At 38.3% G+C, this 21,543-nt stretch carries 16 protein-coding genes; 8 read left to right on the top strand and 8 right to left on the bottom strand.

Going from position 1 to position 21,543, the window contains the following annotated elements; genetic code table 11:
* Positions 1-18: 18 nt before the first annotated feature.
* Genes glmS through ACJJVM_RS08995 form a run of 3 tightly spaced genes read right to left on the bottom strand, consistent with a single transcriptional unit; the run spans position 19 to position 4,482 of the window.
* Entirely contained in the window at positions 19-1,866 is a 1,848-nt protein-coding gene (gene glmS / locus ACJJVM_RS09005) for a glutamine--fructose-6-phosphate transaminase (isomerizing) (protein ID WP_299151056.1), read from the bottom strand.
* Positions 1,867-1,881: 15 nt separating this feature from the next.
* Complete coding sequence (locus ACJJVM_RS09000) at positions 1,882-3,660, bottom strand: DUF4270 domain-containing protein (protein ID WP_405211467.1); 1,779 nt, start codon at positions 3,658-3,660, stop codon at positions 1,882-1,884.
* 9 nt (positions 3,661-3,669) lie between these two features.
* Positions 3,670-4,482 (bottom strand): glycogen/starch synthase, encoded by an 813-nt coding sequence (locus ACJJVM_RS08995; RefSeq protein WP_298349194.1) that lies wholly within the window; start codon positions 4,480-4,482, stop codon positions 3,670-3,672.
* A gap of 109 nt (positions 4,483-4,591) precedes the next feature.
* Here ACJJVM_RS08995 and panC point away from each other — a divergent pair, with 109 nt between their 5' ends.
* The 6 genes from panC (at position 4,592) to radA (ending at position 11,139) form a co-directional block, all read left to right on the top strand.
* Positions 4,592-5,440: a pantoate--beta-alanine ligase gene (gene panC, locus ACJJVM_RS08990; protein ID WP_405211466.1), complete on the top strand. Its 849-nt coding sequence runs from the start codon at positions 4,592-4,594 to the stop codon at positions 5,438-5,440.
* 24 nt (positions 5,441-5,464) lie between these two features.
* Positions 5,465-5,815, top strand: a complete 351-nt coding sequence (gene panD / locus ACJJVM_RS08985) for an aspartate 1-decarboxylase (protein WP_035325908.1) — start codon at positions 5,465-5,467, stop codon at positions 5,813-5,815.
* A 3-nt stretch (positions 5,816-5,818) separates the two neighbouring features.
* Positions 5,819-6,775 carry a lysylphosphatidylglycerol synthase transmembrane domain-containing protein gene (locus ACJJVM_RS08980; RefSeq protein WP_405211465.1) on the top strand — a complete coding sequence of 319 codons (957 nt, stop codon included), beginning with the start codon at positions 5,819-5,821 and terminating at the stop codon, positions 6,773-6,775.
* Between the two features lie 44 nt (positions 6,776-6,819).
* Positions 6,820-7,965 carry an alpha/beta hydrolase gene (locus ACJJVM_RS08975; RefSeq protein ID WP_299148815.1) on the top strand — a complete coding sequence of 382 codons (1,146 nt, stop codon included), beginning with the start codon at positions 6,820-6,822 and terminating at the stop codon, positions 7,963-7,965.
* Between the two features lie 238 nt (positions 7,966-8,203).
* Complete coding sequence (locus ACJJVM_RS08970) at positions 8,204-9,637, top strand: LuxR C-terminal-related transcriptional regulator (RefSeq protein WP_405211464.1); 1,434 nt, start codon at positions 8,204-8,206, stop codon at positions 9,635-9,637.
* A gap of 131 nt (positions 9,638-9,768) precedes the next feature.
* On the top strand, positions 9,769-11,139 hold the full coding sequence (gene radA, locus ACJJVM_RS08965) for a DNA repair protein RadA (protein ID WP_298349204.1): 1,371 nt from the start codon (positions 9,769-9,771) through the stop codon (positions 11,137-11,139).
* Between the two features lie 73 nt (positions 11,140-11,212).
* Here radA and ACJJVM_RS08960 read toward each other — a convergent pair whose 3' ends face one another.
* The 4 genes from ACJJVM_RS08960 to ACJJVM_RS08945 are packed head-to-tail and all read right to left on the bottom strand — an operon-like array spanning position 11,213 to position 14,493.
* Positions 11,213-12,247 (bottom strand): NADP(H)-dependent aldo-keto reductase, encoded by a 1,035-nt coding sequence (locus ACJJVM_RS08960; protein ID WP_405211463.1) that lies wholly within the window; start codon positions 12,245-12,247, stop codon positions 11,213-11,215.
* Between the two features lie 11 nt (positions 12,248-12,258).
* Positions 12,259-12,708 carry an RDD family protein gene (locus ACJJVM_RS08955; RefSeq protein ID WP_405211462.1) on the bottom strand — a complete coding sequence of 150 codons (450 nt, stop codon included), beginning with the start codon at positions 12,706-12,708 and terminating at the stop codon, positions 12,259-12,261.
* Positions 12,709-12,710: 2 nt separating this feature from the next.
* A complete protein-coding gene (locus ACJJVM_RS08950) occupies positions 12,711-13,691 on the bottom strand; it encodes an OmpA family protein (protein ID WP_298349210.1) in 981 nt (326 codons plus the stop codon).
* 37 nt (positions 13,692-13,728) lie between these two features.
* Positions 13,729-14,493, bottom strand: coding sequence for an exodeoxyribonuclease III (locus tag ACJJVM_RS08945; protein ID WP_038597754.1), 765 nt, complete (start codon positions 14,491-14,493; stop codon positions 13,729-13,731).
* A 118-nt stretch (positions 14,494-14,611) separates the two neighbouring features.
* On the opposite strand from ACJJVM_RS08945, the gene ACJJVM_RS08940 reads away from it, so the two are divergent.
* Together ACJJVM_RS08940 and ACJJVM_RS08935 are read left to right on the top strand one after the other, a co-directional pair.
* Positions 14,612-18,037, top strand: a complete 3,426-nt coding sequence (locus ACJJVM_RS08940) for a hypothetical protein (protein ID WP_405211461.1) — start codon at positions 14,612-14,614, stop codon at positions 18,035-18,037.
* Positions 18,038-18,075: 38 nt separating this feature from the next.
* Positions 18,076-18,420 (top strand): hypothetical protein, encoded by a 345-nt coding sequence (locus ACJJVM_RS08935; RefSeq protein ID WP_298349220.1) that lies wholly within the window; start codon positions 18,076-18,078, stop codon positions 18,418-18,420.
* A gap of 74 nt (positions 18,421-18,494) precedes the next feature.
* Here the strand turns inward: ACJJVM_RS08935 and ACJJVM_RS08930 are convergent, their stop codons facing one another.
* On the bottom strand, positions 18,495-21,428 hold the full coding sequence (locus tag ACJJVM_RS08930) for a proprotein convertase P-domain-containing protein (protein ID WP_298349223.1): 2,934 nt from the start codon (positions 21,426-21,428) through the stop codon (positions 18,495-18,497).
* Positions 21,429-21,543 lie beyond the last annotated feature (115 nt).

Genomic DNA, 21,543 nt, shown 5'->3' with positions numbered 1-21,543 from the left:
ATTCTAATTATTTACTACCTACTCCACCGTAACAGACTTTGCAAGATTACGTGGCTGGTCTACGTTTTTATCAAGCATCAAAGCGATGTGATAAGACAGTAATTGCAGCGGTATGGTTGCAAGTATAGGTGTGAGTGGCTCAAGTGTTTCTGGTATTTCGATAATGTGATCTGCAAGACGTTTTACCTCTGTATCACCTTCTGTAACAATACCTATTATTTTACCACTACGTGCTTTAATCTCTTCAATATTACTTACCACTTTCTCATAATGGCCTTTTCTCATAGCGATTACAAAAACTGGCATCATCTCATCAATAAGAGCAATAGGCCCGTGCTTCATCTCTGCTGCTGGATATCCCTCTGCGTGTATGTATGAGATTTCTTTGAGCTTTAATGCTCCTTCTAGCGCTACTGGGAAGTTGTATCCACGACCTAGGTAAAGTGCATTAGGCGCATCTTTATATTGTGCTGCTACGAGCTCTGCTTGATCATTACACTTAAGAGCTTTCTCTACCTTTCCAGGTATTCTCTCTAGTTCTTGAAGGTAACTTCTAAACTCTGACTCTGCCATCTTACCTGTAGCTTGCGCTAGCCTAAGTGCGATAAGCGTAAGTATGGTAATCTGTGTTGTAAATGCCTTTGTAGATGCAACCCCAATTTCCGGACCTGCGTGTGTATAGGCCCCAGCATCTGTAATTCTAGATATAGATGAACCTACTACGTTACAAATTCCAAATACAAATGCTCCTTGTTTTTTGGCAAGTTTAATAGCCGCCATTGTATCTGCTGTTTCACCACTTTGTGAGATAGCAATTACCACATCATCTTTAAAGACAACCGGATTACGATATCTAAACTCTGATGCATACTCAACCTCTACAGGAACGCGAGCAAATTCTTCAAAAATATACTCGGCCACAAGACCTGCGTGCCAAGAAGTACCACAGGCAATAATGATAATACGACGAGCGTTTTTAAACTTCTCGATATTATCATCAATACCTGCCATTTTAATTATACCTTCTTTTACAAGCATACGCCCACGGAAAGTATCTTTAATAGCTTGAGGCTGCTCATAAATTTCCTTAAGCATAAAGTGATCATAACCACCTTTTTCTATTTGCTCAAGATTAAGCTGAAGCTCCTCTATATACGGATCAACTAAAGAGTCATCTTTAATCTTACGTACTTTTAATTTTTTATGATTGCGTATTACCGCCATCTCACCATCTTTAAGATAGATGGTTTTCTTTGTATACTCAATAAAAGGAGTCGCATCTGATGCAATGAAGAACTCATCTTCGCCTACACCAATCGCAAGCGGACTACCTAATCTTGCCACAACAATCTCGTCTGGCTTTGTTTTATCAAACACAGCGATTGCATAGGCGCCTATAGTTTGATTAAGCGCTATTTGCACAGCCTTACCAAGCTTTACACCTTCGTTTTTCTTGACATCCTCTATTAAGTTTACAAGAACTTCTGTATCAGTATCAGACTCAAACGTATAGCCACGAGAAATAAGCTCTTGACGTAGTGGATCGTAGTTTTCAATAATACCATTATGTATTATTACTAAATCTCCAGAATTTGAAAAGTGCGGGTGGGAGTTAACATCGTTAGGCACTCCGTGAGTGGCCCATCTTGTATGACCTATTCCTATACCACCGGTTGTAGTGATATCTGCTTCGAGCTTAGCTCGTAAGTCTGCAACTTTTCCTTTTGTTTTAGAAAACTTAACGTCAGTTCCATCATACAGCGCTATACCTGCACTATCATAACCTCTGTATTCAAGCCTTTCTAAACCTTGTACTACTACAGGATATGCTTCTCTATGACCTATGTAACCTACAATTCCGCACATATGTAATTTTATTTTTTAAAGTCCTAATGCTATACCACAAGGGCTAGTAGGATCTATTTCTTCTGTTAATGTGTAAAAAATTCTTAGTCTCAAACGTTTTTCTTCGTCTGGACTCGCACTACCGTGTAGTATCGTTCCTTCTGGAGAGATAACAGAAGACAATGGCACTCTTTGACCATCTTCTAAATCTCCCGTACCACCTATAAGTGCAGTATTCTCAAGTGTTACATTTTGAGAAACAGCAAGTGCTAGTCGAACATTTGTGGAATCGTTTTGAACAATGTCATTTATATGCTGTGTTACTCTAATTTTATAACTCACTCCATCACTATCTAGATCTCCTTCTGTCTCACGTGTAAGTCTTCCTAAGTGATTAACACGAGTATCCACAGGGCCTATAGCTCCAGTTGTAACATCTATAGCAGCATCTAAAAGTGTACTATTATTTTCATAATCATAAATAAAGAGACGTTCTGGCTCTAATTGCCCAGCACCCGTGTCTGCTAAATCATCTTGATCTACATAAAATGTGAGGTTTGCCTCATTGATTAAAATATTACAAGAACGTAATGCTTCTAGTTGATCTGCAACACCATCTGCATCTGCATCTGCCCCAAATAAATCTATAAGTGCAATAGAACCGTCACCACCTTTCAGATATAAATTTTCTTCTCCATCTACCGTATTCTGGCTATCATTAAAAGTTGTTGTACCTATAGGACTTATTCCAAAGTCGTTAGTATACCCTATAGCACGCACACCATTTAAAGAGAGTGATATATCACCCTTACCATCATCTGTAGACTCACCAGGCTCACCAGAGTCATCATCTCCTTCAAAGCTATAATATATAGTAACATCTACCCCTGTAAGGTTGAATAAGATAGTACTTCCTTTATCATCAATAGCCTCTGCCTTAAAATAAAGACCTCTAAAATAATCGTTGAATGTATTACTATTAAGAAGCACTCCAGTATTTTCTTGGTTTATAATTGCTTCTTGCCAGTAGGCTACCACATCTGCACCAACTGTAGTCGTATTATCATAAGACAATCTTATTCTTGGGCTTAATCTATCTGAAACTTCAAATTCTGGATCTTCTGGTATGTTTCCATCATCATCAAGAACTGGCTCTTTAAGAACAAGCTCCTCTGCGCTTGGCACAAAACCTTCTTCCATCTCCCCATCACTATTAACATCTCTTACTTCAAACAGCAAATCCCCCTCTACACCAGCAAAATCTCCAATCTCATTAGAAAAATATAATGCTGCATCTTCAAAATCTGAATTTGGATCTAAGCTATTTAAAAAGAAATTAGACCTATATACAGATAATTTCATCTGTCCAGGTGTATTTCCAAATATAGAATCTATTGTATACGTAGAAGCTCCATCATCATCTGTACCTTCATTAGTAGCAAAGTATGCTAGTGAAAATACTACTGAATCAATTACAGTAGGATTGTCTACGGTATTATCTCCAAAATCCGGATTAGTACGAGACAAAGCAACTTGTGAAAGGAAATTGCTAGTTGTAGATCCATACGTAGGATCGTTGTAATAACCTACAACCCCAATTTGAGAACCATTAGTCTGTACTCCATTAAAACCAGAAGCATCTGCATAGTTGCGGCTATATGCTGCAATATCAAAATCTTGAGCTACCTCTGTTTCAAAATTTACTTGCCCTACAATGTCAGTTCCTATAGAACCAAACTCATCTTCACAAGATATAATCAATAATGCAAGACCCACTACTGTAAGTGCTTGCTTAAATAATTTATTCAATTTCATAGCAACTATCTATTCTTCTAAAACTTGGGCTGTGTAAAAATCTTCGTAAGCCTGAGGAAACTCCTCCTTCTTCTTATACGGTAGAACAGGGATTTTAGTTGTATTTAAAATCTTAAGTAAATCTTCGTTTAAGTCTTGTGAACCTATAATAGCAGCGTCACTGTTTTTAATAGTCACCTTCATTAAGTTCTCATACGTAGGATCTTCAAGCTCTTTAATCGTTTCTGGATCAACTCCATCAAAAGCAACTTTGTTGAGCAACTCACTATTTAATGAACCTTCAAAACCTTGATTATACACAGATGTTACAATCTTACTTTGTGCAAACAACGGCTCACTAGCATAATATTGCTTTAGGTATAATGGTAATAAAGATGCTAGCCATCCTTGAACGTGGATAATATCTGGAGCCCAGTTTAATTTCTTAACCGTCTCCACCACTCCTTTTGCAAAGAAAATAGCACGCTCGTCATTATCAGGAAAAAGATTTCCATCTTCGTCTGTAAAGGTCGCTTTACGCTTAAAATATTCTTCGTTATCTATAAAGTAAACCTGAATACGTTCTTTAGGTATAGATGCAACTTTGATTATAAGTGGCATATCAAAATCATTGATCACAAGATTCATCCCTGATAGCCTAATCACTTCGTGTAGTTGGTGCCTGCGCTCATTAATATTGCCGTAGCGAGGCATAAATATGCGTATTTGCCCTCCCTTGGAATTAACCATTTGAGGAGCTTCAAACGACATAGAGGCAATCTCGGTCTCTGGTAGATAAGGAATCACTTCAGATGACACGTACAATATCCTCTTATCTTTCATATATGTAAAATTAGGTTGTTATTCTATTCAAAAAACACGCAAAAGTACGAATTTTTACGCACTTAGGGTTAATATTAGTAAGTTTGCACCCCGTTAAAATTTTGGTAAAGTGCAAGCAATCACAGCTCATAATCAGATTTCTAAAATCGTCAGTCAAGCAAAAGCGAAAGGTAAAACCGTAGGTTTTGTACCCACAATGGGTGCATTACATAATGGCCACGCCTCACTAATAGACTATGCACTCAAAGACTGTGCCCTTATTGTGGTAAGTATTTTTGTAAACCCCACGCAGTTTAATAACGCTACAGATCTAGAAAAGTATCCCAGAACCATAGAAAAGGATCTCGCATTCTTATCTCACTATGGCTCTAAAGTCGCTGTTTACAATCCTTTACCAGAAGAAATCTATGGCAATAACGTGTCTTCAAAGGGGTATGATTTTGGCCATTTAGAAACCGTAATGGAAGGAGAGCATCGCCCAGGACATTTTGATGGTGTAGGTACTGTTTTGAATATTCTTTTTAGACAAGTTAATCCTCATAAGGCATATTTTGGCGAAAAAGATTTCCAGCAACTCACCATTGTGCGCAAGCTCGTTGATATAGAAAATCTAGATTTAGAAATTGTAGGTTGCCCCATACATCGTCAAGAAGATGGACTCGCTATGAGTAGTAGAAACTCGCGACTTACAAAGCATCAACTAGAGATTGCACCCTTTATTTACGAGTCTTTAACATATGCTAGAAAGAACTTCAACAATCTTTCGGCACGAGAATTAAAAGCATATATCGAATCTATTTACAAAGAAAAGGACGGACTGGAACTAGAGTATTTTGAGATTGTAAATGTTAAAAATCTTCGTACGCTTTCGCGAAAGCGTAAAAATCAACAATATCGAGCTTTCCTTGCCGTTTATGCTGGCGAGGTGAGACTTATAGATAACATCGCTTTAAATTAAACACCTTATTATTACCTTTGCACTATGCTAGTAAATGTTGTAAAATCAAAAATACACCGCGTTAAAGTAACGGGTGCAGAACTACACTATATAGGAAGTATTACCATAGATGAAGATCTTATGGATGCCTCAAAAATTATAGAAGGAGAACGAGTTCAAATTGTAAATGTGACTAATGGTGAACGTCTTGAAACGTATGCTATCCCGGGACCACGTAACAGTGGAGAAATCACTCTTAATGGCGCAGCTGCTCGTAAGGTTGCAAAGGGAGATATTCTCATCCTTATCACCTACGCCTTTATGGAACTAGATGAAGCTAAGGAATTTAAACCTACGCTTTGTTTTCCTAATGAAGAGACTAACTTACTTAAGTAAGCATTGTCTACAAAAAAACATACAGGCCTTGCCCTTAAAATTATACTCCCACTCGTGGGAGTTTTTTTGGTCTGGTATCAACTTAGTAAAATGAGTGGTGCAGAGCGCAGTGATATGTGGGAGGCTATAAAAACAGTAGACCCTATATGGATAATTATCTCATTACTTTTTGGGTTATTTAGTCATCTTTCAAGAGCTTATCGCTGGAAATTTCTTTTAGAACCCTTAGGCTATAAACCAAGATTACGATCAAGCTTTATGGCTATTCTCATAGGCTACTTTGCAAACACCTTTATTATACGATCTGGAGAAGTACTACGAGGAGTGTCGCTATCACGCACAGATAACATACCATTTGAGAAAGCCTTTGGCACCATAGTAGCAGAGCGCATTGCAGACTTGATTGTACTTTTACTAGTGATGGCCACTGCAGTTGTTTTACAGTCTACTGCTCTTGTTTCTTATTTTAAAGAAAATGCAAATCCTACAGGTTTTATCATATTACTTATTTTAGGAATTACGGCTGGAATCGCTGGGTTAAGATTGCTTAAAACTTCTTCTCATCCATTTATTAAAAAGATAAGAGATTTTGGCCTTGGCCTTTTAGATGGTATTAAGAGCATACTTAAAATGGAGCATAATAGTGCTTTTATTTTTCACACCATCTTTATATGGCTTATGTATATAGGAATGTTCTGGGTGATGAAATTTACAGTGCCAGGTATCGCAAGCGCACCACTAGGAGTAATTCTCGCCTCTTTTGTAATAGGAGCATTTGCTATGAGTGCGACTAATGCTGGTATGGGTGTTTACCCTATAGCAATGGGTGCTATTTTTACATTCTTTGGGTATGAAGATGGAGTCGTTTTTGGATGGTTACTCTGGGGTACTCAAACTATATTTAACGTTGTAGTAGGAGGTATTTGTGCCTTAATAGTACTCATATTCAATAAACGCTAAATTTTTTACTACTTTAGGGCTTAGTAATCTAAAACAAGCCCCAAATGAAATTACGTTTTTTTACACTCATTATCAGTATTTTAAGCCTCCCCCTATTTGCTCAAATAGACTACAAAGAGCTTTCCTCAGATATTTTAGGAGAGACGAGACAACTTAAAATACAGCTACCTCGTAATTACGAGGGCAATGTCGATAAAACCTACCCTATCATCATTGTTATGGACGGTGATTATCTTTTTGAGCCCGTTGCTGGTAATGTAGATTACTACAGCTACTGGGAAGAAATGCCACAGGTAATAGTTGTAGGCATTAATCAAGTAGATAGCCGTAATGACGATACCTATTATGATGAGGCGAGCAATTTACCCTCAGACACTGGCGCTTCGTTTTTTGAATTTATAGGGCTAGAGTTAATGCCTTATCTAGATAAAAACTATAGAACCAGTACTTTTAGAATTGCCGTAGGTCACGATCTCACAGCAAATTTTATGAACTACTACCTTATGAAAGACCCAGCACTCTTTCAAGGATATATATCTCTTAGCCCAGACATCGCTCCTCAAATGGAAGAACGACTTACTGCTAGGTTAGGAGCCATCGATCAAAAGCTCTTTTATTACCTCGCTACTGGAACCGAAGATATAGGAGCCCTACGCAACTCTATTATCCAGCTAGACGGCCAGATTAAACAAGTTAAGAATGAAAGCTTGCAATACAATTTTGACAATTTTGAAGGAGCAACCCATTATTCTCTTGTGGGTAGAGCTATACCAAAGGCATTAGAGCAAATGTTTTCTGTGTATAGACCTATAAGTAAGACAGAATACAAAGAACGCTTACTTAAAAGCGACGCTCCCTACGATTATCTTATAGACAAATACACCACCGTAAAAGATCTTTTTGGACTAGATGACCCTATACGTATTAATGATTACGTAGCTACAGCTACTGCATTAGAAAAAAAGGCAGACTGGACGGGGCTTGCAAACCTGGGGCAACTAGCTAGAAAACAATATCCAGAGACTATGCTAGGTAATTACTACCTAGCTTTATCTCTTGAAAAGGCTGGGGAACCTAAGAAAGCGATGCGCACTTATCAAAATGCATACCTATTAGAAGAAGTTTCTTTTCTTACTAAAGATCTTATGCTTGATCGAGCTGATAAAATAAAAGAGGATTTTGGATACTAAGTAGTGTAAAAAATAATAACGCTTTCGCGAAAAAAATAAAAAGCTACCCACTATTAATGAATAGCTTTTTTTACACATACACTTCAGTCCCTCAAATGAAATGTATACCCCAAAAATCTTAAAAAACACAAATTATCGACCTATACTTTAGGTATAGTTTTTACCTAAACCACTGTCTTTTGTACAAAAACCCCACTTTTTTACAAAAAAAGCAACCATTACTAACAAGCCCCTTGATTTGAACAACCTACAACAAAAAATATCATTTATACTTCTTGTATTTATTTTCACCCTTGCTGCTCACTCCCAAAAAGTAGCAGATGACCTAACGGTAACTTCATTTGAATTTATAAGAGACGTAGAAAATAAAATATCTAGTAGCACACTACTCAAAGAAGAGTTTAAGCCCATAGATGAAAAAGACCTAAACTGGGGAAGCGAAAACGGATGGTACTGGTTTAAAATCACGCTAGATCTTAAAGAAAGTGAAGAGGGTGTTTACCACTTCAAAGTACCTTCTATACACATTAAAAGTTTCTCTCTGTTTCAACACTCAAATGATTCTATAAAATACCTAGGCACTTCTGGAAATGACATTCATATTATAGAAAAACCAGAACTTGAGAGGCTTACCAGTGTCCCTGCAAAATTTAACAAGGGAGAAAACACATTTTATATACAGACTTTTTTCTGGCACGAGGCTTACTTCCCTCTTACCGTTGTAGATAATATCACATACCAGCGCAACAATATATCTACGCTTGCCTTTTCTGGTAGTTATTTTGGGTTTGCCCTTCTGGTAATTATCTTGAATCTATTTATGTATTTCACCTTTAATGAGAAGGTATATTTATATTATGTTTATTTTCTGTTTGCCACCTCTGCAAGCATCTTTTATGATGATGGCTTTTTCTCCTATTTCTTTCCGGGGATTATTAAATATTATGACTTTATAGAGATGCTTTTACACTGGCTATGTGGTGTCACAGCTGCCTTATTCAGTTTTACATTTTTAAGAATAAACTCTGTAATGCCACACATAAAAAAGTGGTTTTATATCGCTCTATTTATAGCTGCAGGACTATATACAGGGAGCTTGTTACTTGATAATTTCTATCTTTTTAGATCTGCTGGTTATTTGATGTCTTCTCTACTTATAGGCTGCTGGTTATTATGCTGGTATATCGCTACAAAATACAGTTATGCCTACATACTTGTAATAGCATACCTTATACTACTGTTTTCTTCCATAGGCCACTTTGCATTGCGAGTAACGGGGTATCAATTTATTGAGATTACTTCAAATCAAGTAAAATTTGGTGGTATTATAGAAATGCTCATTCTAGGCACAGCACTACTATATCGCTTTAAATTTATAAAAAGAGAAAACCACGATATACGTAACCAGCTAGAGCACTACGTAAGAGAGTTACAAAATGTAGCCTCCTCAAAAGAGCAAACACTCCAAGAGAGTGTAGATCAAATAAGTACAAGTCACAATCTTTCTAAGCGCGAGACCGAAGTACTCTTAGAGCTCTCTAAAGGCTACACAAATAAACAAATAGGAGAAGCGTTACACATCTCTATAGCCACGGTAAAATTTCACACCAGTAATATTTATGCAAAACTAGATGTGTCTAATAGGTTAGAAGTAATTGAGAAGGTAACCTAATATGTTTACGCTTTCGCGAAAGCGTACTCACACCCTCTAAAACCTTACCCACTATCTTGTGTATATCTTAGTGCCGCATCACCAGTATTACATCATATGATTTCCTAATTTAGCCAAAAGCTTTTCTCTCAATGGCCAAAATTAAAACCACCTTTTTCTGTCAAAACTGCGGGACCCAATATGCCAAATGGCAGGGGCAATGCAACGCCTGTAAACAATGGAACACCATCGTAGAGGAAGTAGTACAAAAAGCCGATAAGAAAGATTGGAAAAGCAGCACTACCAAAGTTTCAGGACTCACAAGAACAAGCAAGCCACTTAAAGTAGCAGACATCTCTACCGCCTCTGAGGCGCGTATGAATACAAAAAACGGCGAGCTTAACCGTGTGCTGGGTGGTGGGCTTGTACCAGGGTCGCTTACACTCTTGGGTGGAGAACCAGGCATAGGGAAAAGTACACTGCTGTTACAAATAAGCCTTGCACTACCTTATAAAACGCTATATGTTTCTGGTGAAGAAAGCCAGCAACAAATAAAAATGAGAGCAGAGCGCATACACCCAGAAAGTGATCAGTGCTACATTCTCACTGAGACAAAAACCCAAAACATCTTTAGACACGTAGAGGAGGTACAGCCAGATATCGTGATTATAGACTCTATACAAACACTACACTCAGATCATATAGAGAGTACAGCAGGCAGTATTTCTCAAATACGAGAAACCACATCAGAGCTTATACGCTTTGCAAAAGAGACAGCAACACCAGTGATTCTTATAGGTCACATCACAAAAGATGGCAATATAGCTGGGCCCAAGATACTGGAGCATATGGTAGATACTGTCCTACAGTTTGAGGGAGACCGCAACCACGTGTATCGCATACTTAGAGCACACAAAAACAGATTTGGGAGTACCAGCGAGCTTGGTATTTATGAGATGCAAGGCTCAGGCCTTAGGGAGGTAAGTAACCCTAGCGAGATACTCATATCAAAAAATGATGAGGAATTAAGCGGTACAGCCATTGCCACAACAATGGAAGGAATGCGACCACTTATGATAGAGATACAAGCACTTGTGAGCACCGCAGTATATGGAACACCACAGCGTAGCTCTACAGGCTATAATGTAAAGAGGCTCAATATGCTTCTAGCCGTACTTGAAAAACGAGCTGGATTTAAACTAGGTGCAAAAGATGTGTTTCTTAACGTGACAGGAGGCATCTCTGTAGATGACCCTGCGATAGATCTTGCCGTGGTAGCAGCCGTATTATCAAGTAATGTAGATATCCCTGTAGATAAGGCAATGTGCTTTGCTGCAGAGATTGGGCTTGCAGGTGAGGTAAGACCTGTAAACCGCATAGAACAACGCATTCTGGAAGCAGAGAAGCTAGGTTTTACCAGTATTATTATTTCAAAATACTGTAAAATACCAGATAACACCTATCATATAAATGTGATAAAAGTGGCCAAGGTGCACGATGTAGTGAGACACTTATTTGGGTAATTACGCTTTCGCGAAAGCGTAAAAAAAAAGCGCTACCCTAGGGTAGCGTTTCTTGATAATATGTACAATAGACTTATGGTGCAGGGTTTGGTATTGCCTCGTGTACCTCATCTATAGCCTTAAGAACCTCTTCAGAAAGGGAAACAGATGCACTGTCTATGTTTTCTTTAAGTTGTTTCATACTGGTCGCCCCTATAATATTTGCCGTAACAAATGGCCTATCGTTTACAAAGGCAAGCGCCATTTGTGTAAGGCTTAAACCGTGACTATCTGCAATTGCTTTATAACGTCTTGTAGCCTCAAATGAGTTATCACTATGATAACGACTGTAGTTAGGAAACAAAGTAACACGCGCATCTTCTGGATAACCATCAAGATATTTACCTGTAAGTTGCCCAAAACCAAGTGGTGAGTATGGTAGTAAGCCTAACCCCTCTCTATGTAACACTTCTGTAAGACCTACCTCGTCTGTCCGATTAAGTAAGCTATATGGGTTTTGTACAGTTACGGCTCTAGGTGCTCCTTTACGAGCTTCTTCCATAAATCGCATTGTCCCAAACGGCCCTTCGTTTGATAAACCTATATGCCTGATTTTACCCTGCTTTACATAGGTATCGAGACTTTCTAAAATGGTTGCAATATTATCTTCCCACTGCTCGCTGCTGTCGTGCTTGTATCCGCGTTGCCCAAAGTAATTTGTATTGCGCTCAGGCCAGTGTAATTGATAAATATCTAGGTAATCTGTTTGTAGTCTTTTTAAACTCTTGTGTAAAGCATCTTCAAGAGCTTCTTTTGAAAAACCTAGGTTATCTCTTATAGGTTTAAAAGTAGGACTAGGACCCGTAATTTTTGATGCCAGCACAATCTTATCACGATTCTTATTTTTTGCAAGCCAAGTCCCAATAATAGTCTCTGTAGATCCTTGATTTTCGGGTTTGAAAGGGACACTATACATCTCTGCAGTATCAATGAAGTTTACTCCATTATCAAGCGCATAGCTCATTTGCTCGTGTCCTTCTGCCTCGGTATTTTGACGTCCCCACGTCATAGAGCCTAGACATATTTTTGATACTTCTATATCTGTATGCGGTATTTTATTGTATTGCATCACTTCTTTTTTTACTTAACAATTGAATTTTTAATAGGTGTAATATCACTTGCCTTGACAACTATTGTATTAGCCCAGATATCACCCAACCTCTGCCTCTTATCAGTATTATTTATTGTTATAATCGCAATTAAACCAAACATAAACATATCTATTGGATCTAATAAATGCCTTTTTAAAGACTCTATAAACGTGAGATTTCTAATCTTCAGATTTGCCGGTAATACTTTCAATCCCATTATAGAGTTTCCAAGTGTACCTCCTAATAATGATTCAAAAACAACGGTAAGAATCAACCATCCCGTAACTGGTATTAACGCCGGCAATCCATTAAGATGATATGTTCCCTCTACATCAGGAGTGCCAAAAGCAAATATGAATAGAAGGGTTAAAGAATAAATTATAGCATAATCTATAAATCCCGCTAAGAATCTACGTTTGAGATTAGTTTTATAAATCATTTTTAATCTATCTCTTGTAACAAAGCCTTTACCTCATCAAGTTTTGGTGTAAGGATTACTTCTATTCTTCTGTTTTTGGCTTTATTTTCTGGCGTGTCATTTTCGGCTACGGGAGCATATTCTCCTCTACCTGCTGCTGTAAGATTTTTGGGATCTATTCTTTTATTCTGACGCAGTATGTTTACAATAGATGTTGCTCTCTTTGCACTAAGGTCCCAGTTACCCTGTAGGTTACCACTTCCTCCATAAGGCACATTATCTGTGTGTCCTTCTATAAGTACGGCAATCTCTGGGTTATCTGCAAGTACACTACCTAGTTGCTTTACTGCCTTCGTTCCATTTGTACCCACGGTCCAGCTACCAGAGTCAAAAAGAAGCTTGTTTTCAAGTGAGACATATACCTTTCCATCTCGTTGCTCTACAGTAAGGCCTTTACCTTCAAAATCTGTGAGCGCTTTAGATATCGCATCTTTAAGACCTCTCATTTTTGCATCTTTTGCCGCAATAAGACCTTCTAGCTCATCTACTCTCGCAGACCTATCTGCTAGATCTTTTTGTAATCGTTCTAGTCGCTTACGCTCTGCTTCAAGCGCTGCTGTTTTTTCGGCAAGGTCATTTTGTTTTGATTCTAGCTCTGCGAGCAGTTGTCTGTTCTTCTTTGAGTTTTCTGCTATTGAGGCACTGCTGTTAGTCTCTAGGGCATTATAGCTGTCTTGTAATTGTGCAAGATTTGCCTTTGCAGCATCATATTCTCCACTTACCTCATTGTATTTATTAGATAGTGCATCAAGGTCTACTAGAGCAAGATCGCGCTCTTCTTTAGTTTTTTCTAGAGCAGCTTTTGCTTCGGCAAGCTCCTTAGACATATTGCGGTTATCTTTTCTAAGGCGGCTATATTTTGCCTCAAGATCTTTAAACTTTTTTGCAGGTACACAAGATACTAGCGCACTCACAGCCAGAAGGCATATCAGTATTTTTTTCATTTTATAACTTTATTTTTTGTGTAAAATTTCGTGATCCTTATGATAAGTCAAGCTCTACCATATGAGGGCAGTGATCACTATGTTTTGCATCAGAGAGTATGATTGCTCGTGATATTTTATCTTTAAGAGGTTCACTCACCATATTATAATCTATACGCCAGCCCTTATTGTTTGCCCTAGCATTTGCTCTATAACTCCACCAGGTATAGTTATCTGGTTCTTTATTAAGATGGCGAAAAGAATCTATAAAGCCGCTCTCCATAAAATTACCTATCCACTCGCGCTCTACAGGTAAAAAGCCACTTACCTTCTTATTACGCACAGGGTCGTGTATATCTATAGCCTCGTGACAAATATTATAATCTCCACCTATCACAAGATTAGGTTTGTCTTGCTTGAGCTCATTTACGTAATCTTGTAGTAAATCCATATACTCTAGCTTGTGCTCAAGACGGGCACTATTAGTACCAGAAGGTAGGTACATACTCATCACAGATACGTCATCAAAATCTACACGTATGTTGCGCCCTTCAAAATCCATAGAGGCGATACCAGTACCATATTCTATATGCTTAGGTGTCTTTTTAGTAAGTACGGCTACTCCACTATATCCTTTTTTTTGCGCACTAAACCAGTAGTGCTCGTATCCCAGTTCTTCAAAAACGGCAACATCTACTTGGTCTGGTGTAGCTTTAGTTTCTTGTAACAAGACCACATCTGGATCTGTTTGCTTAAGCCAGAGTGCAAAATCTTTGCGCAAGGCAGCACGAATTCCGTTTACATTATAGGATACTATTTTCATACGTTGCTTTATTAAAGTGCTAAGTTATAAATTAGGTTTTTTCACTCCTCTTAAAAACCTTATAAAGTTTACCTTTACGAGTAGGCACTATTAAGCCTAGTATGGAGTTTTACTATAAATGCGGTTATTTTACGTCATCATATGTTTTCTATTTACCAGCACGCTACTGGCTCAACAAACTCGCACAGTAAAAGTTGCGACTAGAGATACTATTGTAATAGACTCTGTAAGCATTAATCCTTCCCTTTTTAGTATAAAATCACTCACAGGTAAAACAGTAGACAGTTCTCTTTACACTATAGATTATGCTAAGAGTATTCTTTCGCTTAAAGCGAAAAAAACCACACTCCCAGACAGTCTAGAGATTACATACAAACTGTATCCAGATTTTCTCACTCGGCGCTACTCAAAATTTGATAAAAGTCAAATCGTAGAAAGCACTGGCGCCCTAGATAAACTTGTAAGCCTTGGTGTTGATAAAAGAAAAAATAGCGCTCAGCCCTTCTCTGGTCTTAACGTGAGCGGAAGCATTTTAAGAGGAGTCGCCGTGGGTAATAGTCAAAACAGTACGCTCAACTCCGAACTAGATTTACAAATAAGTGGTAAGCTTAGTGAGAAAGTTACCTTACGCGCTTCTTTACAAGATGCAAATATCCCAAGCCAGCAGGGAGGGTATTCTCAAAATCTTGACGAGTTTGATCAAATATTTATTGAGCTCTTTTCAGACAATTGGAATATAAGAGCAGGAGATATAAATCTTCAAAACACAGATTCCTACTTTGGGCAGTTTACAAAAAAGATTCAAGGGCTTTCATTATCAGGCACTGTTAATCACTCAGACACAAAAAGCACAGACCTTTTTGGCTCTGGTGCGCTCGTGCGTGGGGTATTTACACAAAGTACATTTACAGGTCAAGAGGGTAATCAAGGACCTTATAAACTCACAGGACCTAATGGCGAACTTTTTGTGCTTGTGGTCTCTGGTAGCGAGACAGTATACGTAAATGGCATCCCGCTGCAACGAGGAGAAAATGAAGATTATGTAATAGATTACAATGCTGGGGAAATACGTTTTAACGCTACATATCCCATCACAAGTGAGATGCGTATCAATGTAGAGTATCAATTTTCTGAGCGAAGATATACTCGCGTGCTGGCTTATGCGGGGGGAAGCTTTCGCGAAAGCGATAACCTGAAAATTGCTGCTCACGTATATTCTGAAAGTGACGTAAAGAACCAACCTTTACAACAAAACCTAACCACCGAACAAGTTGCCATTCTAGAAGCCGCAGGAGATAACACTGCCGAAATGGTAGCACCCAGCGCCGTACCCGATACCTTTGACACTAATAAAATACTATACCGGCAGGTTATAATAAATGGTGTAGAGGTATTTGAGTTTAGCACAGACCCAAATGAGTCCCTTTTTCAAGTGCGATTTACTAATGTAGGTGTTAACCAGGGTGACTATGTTTTGAGTACTACAAACACATTACAACGCACTTTTGAGTACGTAGCTCCAGTAAATGGTGTGCCACAAGGGTCTTTTGCGCCAGAGGTACAATTGTTTTCACCCACATTGCTGCAACTAGGTGTTGTAAATGGTAGTTATACACCATCTGAGAAGACCACTATAAATTTTGAAGCTGCAGGGAGTAAAAATGATACTAACACATTTTCTACTCAAGATGATGGTGATAATAACGGCTATGCTTTACACCTTGATGTAAATCAACACCTTATCAAGAAAGATAGCACAAAGCTTCTCAAAGCATTTGTAAATTGGGATTATATTCAAGAAGACTTTGTAAATATAGAGGGGCTTTATAATGTGGAGTTCAATCGTGATTGGAATTTGGAAAATTCGCTGGCAAACGCAAATGGGCTCTTGCTAGGTACACAAAATTATAGTACGCTAGGCCTTGACTACACAGATGTGCAAAATGCCGCACTTACGTATACTTTTCAAAATCTACATTTTGATGGATACTATAACGGTTTGCGACATCGTCTTTTAGGTAGATGGCAACTAGGAAATCTAAAAACTATCGCAAACGCAAGTATACTGTCTACAGATGATTTACTGCTCAGTACGAACTTTACACGGGTGAATGCACGAACTATTTATGATTTTAAAAAAGCGTGGGTAGGCGGCTCCCTACATCTAGAAGATAACTTACGTGTTGCAAAGAGTAATGACTCTATCACACCAGATAGCCAGCGCTTTAATGAGTATGCCCTCTACACAGGTGTAGGAGACAGCACAAATATCTATGTAGAAGCAGGTTTTAAATACCGTACTAATGACAGTTTACGACTTAACAAAATAGAGCGGGTTAATACTTCAAATACGTATTACCTAAAGTCACAGCTTCTTAAAAATGAAAAGACAAACTTGTCCATCTTTGTAAACTACAGAAACCTGGTATACACAGACCAGCGAGAGAGTGAAAACTCACTTAACTCACGATTACTTTATGACCAGCGGTTTGCAAATGATATCGTTAGGTTAAATACTGTTTATGAAACAAATAGTGGCACACAACCTCAACAAGAATTTACTTATATACAGGTAGATGAGGGACAAGGCACACACACCTGGAATGATTATAATGGTGATGGTGTGCAAGAGCTAGATGAATTTGAGATTGCGCAGTTTCAAGATGAGGCAGATTATGTACGAGTTTTGTTACCCAATCAAGTGTTTGTACGAACGCATCAAAACAGATTAAGCCAGCAACTCACGTTGCAGCCGGGCCAGTGGTCTGGACAAAAGGGTATTAAAAAATTCTTGTCACATTTTTATAACCAGACGAGTTATATACTTGATAAAAAGGTGTTGCGCCTTTCTAACGATTTTAGTCTGAACCCATTTAACGAAGATGACAACGAGATAGGTGCCACCATAAACTTGAGAAACACGCTATTCTTTAACAGAGGTAAACAGCAGTATACTACTTCATATAGTTTTTTATCTAACACCTCAAAAACATTACTTTCTACTGGGTTGCAAGAAGGGAAATTACTCACACATCAACTTAACTTTTTACATAAGATTAAGGAGAGCTGGCTTTTTAATTTTAAAAGTAGTGTGGGAAGTACACAGAGTATCGCCGAAAATTTTGTCTCTCGTAACTTTGATATTGATAATAGCGGCTTTAATCCTAAGGTATCATACCTTTTTGGAAAGCAATCTAGGGTATCATTGTTTTATGAATTTCAAAACAAAGAAAACCAGAGCGAGGGGCAAGAAAGATTAGATCAGCAAAATCTTGGCATCTCCTTTGCACTAGCAGATTTTGAAAAGATATCTGTTTCGGGTGAGATGAAGTTTATAAATAATGATTTTCGCGGAAGCGCATTTAGCCCAGTCGCTTATCAAATCTTAGAAGGACTACAGCCAGGATCAAATTTTACGTGGAATGTAATCGCACAAAAAAGAATTACGAAGTTTTTAGATCTTAATGTTTCTTACTTTGGAAGAAAGAGCGAAGAAAATAGAACAATTCATACTGGTAACATACAGATTAAAGCGTTCTTCTAATTTTTTACGATATTTAAAGTACTAAAAACAACCTATTTATGAAAACAAAGCTATTTATTACCGGTATTACCTTAGTGACAGGGCTTGTGCTCGCAAGCTGCGGTCAAAAAGCTACTACTGAGGAAAAAGCAAAAGAAGAAACTACTATGTCATTTGATACTACAGGATACACATCTGGAACAATTGTACAATCTAAAGCAGAAGGTGATTGTGAGTGGACGATAAAGCTTAAAGACGGTCGTTTTTTAGACCCTATGACTATAGATAAAAATTTTATGAAAGACGGTGCTACCGTATGGATCAAGTTTTTACCACAAAGACGTATGCAACGTTGTGACAAGGCAAATCCTGTTGACCTTACAGAGATTAAAATGGCTGAGTAATATTATCACCAATGTAAAAGAAAAGAGCCGTTGCAATTGCAACGGCTCTTTATATTTATAATAAGATGTTCTTCTTATTGTACAACAATGCGTTTTACTTTTCCAGCATCACCAGTTCCTACTTTTACAATGTAGATACCTTTTGCTGCATAAGACATATTTAAGTCATAAGCATAACCGCTTCCGTCATTAAATAGTCTATGGTTTAGTAAACGTTGCCCTAGCATATTATATACGTTAAGATCTAGACGTTCATTAAACTCTGTTGTATTAAGAGAAATATTAAACTGATTATCTCCTCTATTAATAACCTGAAGTTCTGTACCTACTAAGAATGGCTCAGGAACAGAAAGACTTTCGGCAGCACAAAGTTGTAATATCCAACTATTTAAAGTACCACCATCACCATTTGCATTATCTGTAACTCTAAGTGTCCAGTCCCCAGAAGAAGTAAGACCATTAAGTGTACTTAAATCTCCAGATGGAGCAAACACTCCAGTAAAAGGTGCATCTCCATCTACTATAGAAGTAGCAGCATCACCATCAAATACCGTATTTGTAAAGTTATCTCCAGATAGACCTACTGCATTTGCAAGCTCAACAACTGTCCCATCAGGAGCAACAAGTTCTATAGTTAAATCACTATCCCAAGTGTGGGTAATATCTACAGTTACGTTTACATCTGTAAGAATAAAATCATCGGTAACGACAATTATAGTTTCTGTTACTGTACCTGAGTTAGGTCCTATAGCTGCAGAATCAGTATTATCATAAGACAAACAAGATAAATTTGTTACTGATGTAGATGCACTATCATTTGTAGTGTCTGCATCACCGGCTAAAGCTGTTGTCGCTTCTATCACATAAGTTGCTATCTCACTCAAATCTACACCAGCTGTAAATGTGTACATTCCTGTCATTCCTGGATCGATACTAAGTCCTCCTACATTTTCTGTTACAGCACCAGCACCATCTAGAGTATAAGTTACATCAAACCCAGTTTGTGCAACAGATCCAAAGTTTTCTATGGTAATAGTAACCGTCTCTGTCATTAAGTTCTCACCCGTTGTAGGAGCTGTTACAGCAACAACACCAACATCTGCTGCTGGTATATTAGTCACATCTCTTGTAGTTGAATCATTTGCATTGTCTTCGTCAATACTATAATCTGTTGCAGCTGTAACTGAATAAACTTGCCCTTCTGTTGAAAAGTCTGCAGTTGCTGTAAACGTATATTGAGCTGAAGTAGAAGATGCAAGTGGTCCTGCAAAAGTTTCAGTAACTACTGCTCCACCATCTATTTGGTATGTTACATCTATGTCTGAAGCTTCATTTTCGCCAAAGTTGAATATAGTAACTGTAATTTGTTCTGCATTAGAAAGGTTACCATCTAGTGGCGCATCTATACTAGTAACACCAGTATCATTAGGAAGGTTTGGTGCTAGTTGAAAAACTCCCAAAACATTAGCACGACCACCTGTTCCTACATATTCATTTAAAAACCAGAATCCTTTATCATTAGATGGATCTACATCCATTTTACCGTAATCTCCGTAACGAGTACCAGGTATATCTCCAGATCCTTTTGCGATTAACGTTTCCTCAACCGTCATTGTACCAGGTGCATCTGCTGCAAATCTTCCAGTATAATAAGAGCTCAACGTCAAATCAGCTGATCCGTCTGTAGGCGTAGTAGGACCCGCCATACCAGAATAACCCATACCAATGTTACCGTTTTGATCCATTGCCATAGACGCGTGCCACGCGTGCTTTCCGTCTGGTGCTGTATAAGTACCCTCTTGAAAAAGTGTCCAAGCACCTCCATCTGCAGCTTGACGTATTTCTATCCAGCGTATACCCGCAAGTTCTCCTGCAGTATCATCTGTATCAACTACAAAGTTAAAAACACCACTGTTATGGCTTCCAAATTTTCTAAACTGTGCTTGGTTCATTATAGTTGCCTGTAACGCATCAATATCTGATCCACCTCCAGGTTGAGATAAGTTCACAAAAGAACCTCCATCAAATACTGATGTGAAATCTGTTACTGCAATTTCTAAAGGTGCAGAAACTGTTGAGTTGGCTGTATTGTCCCAATCCATTGTTGCTTCCCATAATTTTACGTGGTCTGTCGCTACACCTCCCCAGGCGTCATCTTGAAGATATACAATTGGACATCCTCCCGTTGTAGGGTGATTATCATCTGTGATATTAAGTGCTTGTGGACTGTGGAAACCGCTAGTTACGATACCTGGCAATTCAAATCCAGCCATCTGTGCAGCAGGATCTGGTGATCCATCTCCAAGAAATGCTCTCTCAAGAACCCATAGCTTAGTTGAGCCACTTGTATTTTCTGTTACATAGTATCCGTCTCTCCAAACTGAAAGTTTATTGTAGTCAGATATGTTTGGAAAACTATACACGGTCCAGTCTGATGTTACAGGATCTGGCCCATTTGAGATTGCTACTTGAACTCCGCCTCCTAAAAATGAAACTACCCAACGATCTGCTAGGTTATCATATGATACGGTAAGATCACAACATCCAGATGCAGGAAAAATATTATCTGTACCTAATTGTGCTGTAAGAGGTGTTCCATCTTTATCAAATATTCTAAATCCAGTATTAAATACTGCAAAATAGTGATCTGGACCTACGGCTCCAGATGGATCTGTAGGCTGTGAGTTTGATAAAGCCGTTTCTATAACAAGACTAGGTGTTCTACCAGGTACGGTACCTGCAGAACGGTGCTGAGATTGTGCAAGTGCATCAGGACCAGAGCTACCCTTTCCGATTAATATTTTATTTTTTGTTGCACGACCATCTTGCATAGGCACTGGCTTATCTACAGAAGGGATAAGTTCTGAGCGCGAAGCTATAGATGGCATTTGTGTTACTGTAGCTGCTGTTGATACAGTAAAGGGACCCACTGGCTCCACTTGCTGAGCAGAAACTCCAAAGCCAAAGGCTAAGAGTGCAATGCACAACAGAAGGTTAATTTTTTTCATTGTGTAGTTTTTGGTTATATAAATAATTTGTTAAAAAGTTCCTAAAAATAACAAAAACACACCTTAAAGCATAAAAAAACGCCCACTAAATGGGCGTTTTAACAGTGTATGCATA

This window comes from Dokdonia sp. Asnod2-E02 (genome assembly GCF_045063915.1).
In the GTDB taxonomy this organism is placed as follows: domain Bacteria; phylum Bacteroidota; class Bacteroidia; order Flavobacteriales; family Flavobacteriaceae; genus Dokdonia.
Note: the sequence above shows the minus strand (reverse complement) of the source record. Positions and strands in the feature narration are given on the sequence as shown.

Coding starts and splice junctions, on each gene's coding strand:
- glmS (WP_299151056.1), bottom strand. CDS start 1,866: ATGTGCGGAATTGTAGGTTACATAGGTCATAGAGAAGCATATCCTGTA.
- ACJJVM_RS09000 (WP_405211467.1), bottom strand. CDS start 3,660: ATGAAATTGAATAAATTATTTAAGCAAGCACTTACAGTAGTGGGTCTT.
- ACJJVM_RS08995 (WP_298349194.1), bottom strand. CDS start 4,482: ATGAAAGATAAGAGGATATTGTACGTGTCATCTGAAGTGATTCCTTAT.
- panD (WP_035325908.1), top strand. CDS start 5,465: ATGCTAGTAAATGTTGTAAAATCAAAAATACACCGCGTTAAAGTAACG.
- ACJJVM_RS08975 (WP_299148815.1), top strand. CDS start 6,820: ATGAAATTACGTTTTTTTACACTCATTATCAGTATTTTAAGCCTCCCC.
- radA (WP_298349204.1), top strand. CDS start 9,769: ATGGCCAAAATTAAAACCACCTTTTTCTGTCAAAACTGCGGGACCCAA.
- ACJJVM_RS08960 (WP_405211463.1), bottom strand. CDS start 12,247: ATGCAATACAATAAAATACCGCATACAGATATAGAAGTATCAAAAATA.
- ACJJVM_RS08955 (WP_405211462.1), bottom strand. CDS start 12,708: ATGATTTATAAAACTAATCTCAAACGTAGATTCTTAGCGGGATTTATA.
- ACJJVM_RS08950 (WP_298349210.1), bottom strand. CDS start 13,691: ATGAAAAAAATACTGATATGCCTTCTGGCTGTGAGTGCGCTAGTATCT.
- ACJJVM_RS08945 (WP_038597754.1), bottom strand. CDS start 14,493: ATGAAAATAGTATCCTATAATGTAAACGGAATTCGTGCTGCCTTGCGC.
- ACJJVM_RS08940 (WP_405211461.1), top strand. CDS start 14,612: ATGCGGTTATTTTACGTCATCATATGTTTTCTATTTACCAGCACGCTA.
- ACJJVM_RS08935 (WP_298349220.1), top strand. CDS start 18,076: ATGAAAACAAAGCTATTTATTACCGGTATTACCTTAGTGACAGGGCTT.
- ACJJVM_RS08930 (WP_298349223.1), bottom strand. CDS start 21,428: ATGAAAAAAATTAACCTTCTGTTGTGCATTGCACTCTTAGCCTTTGGC.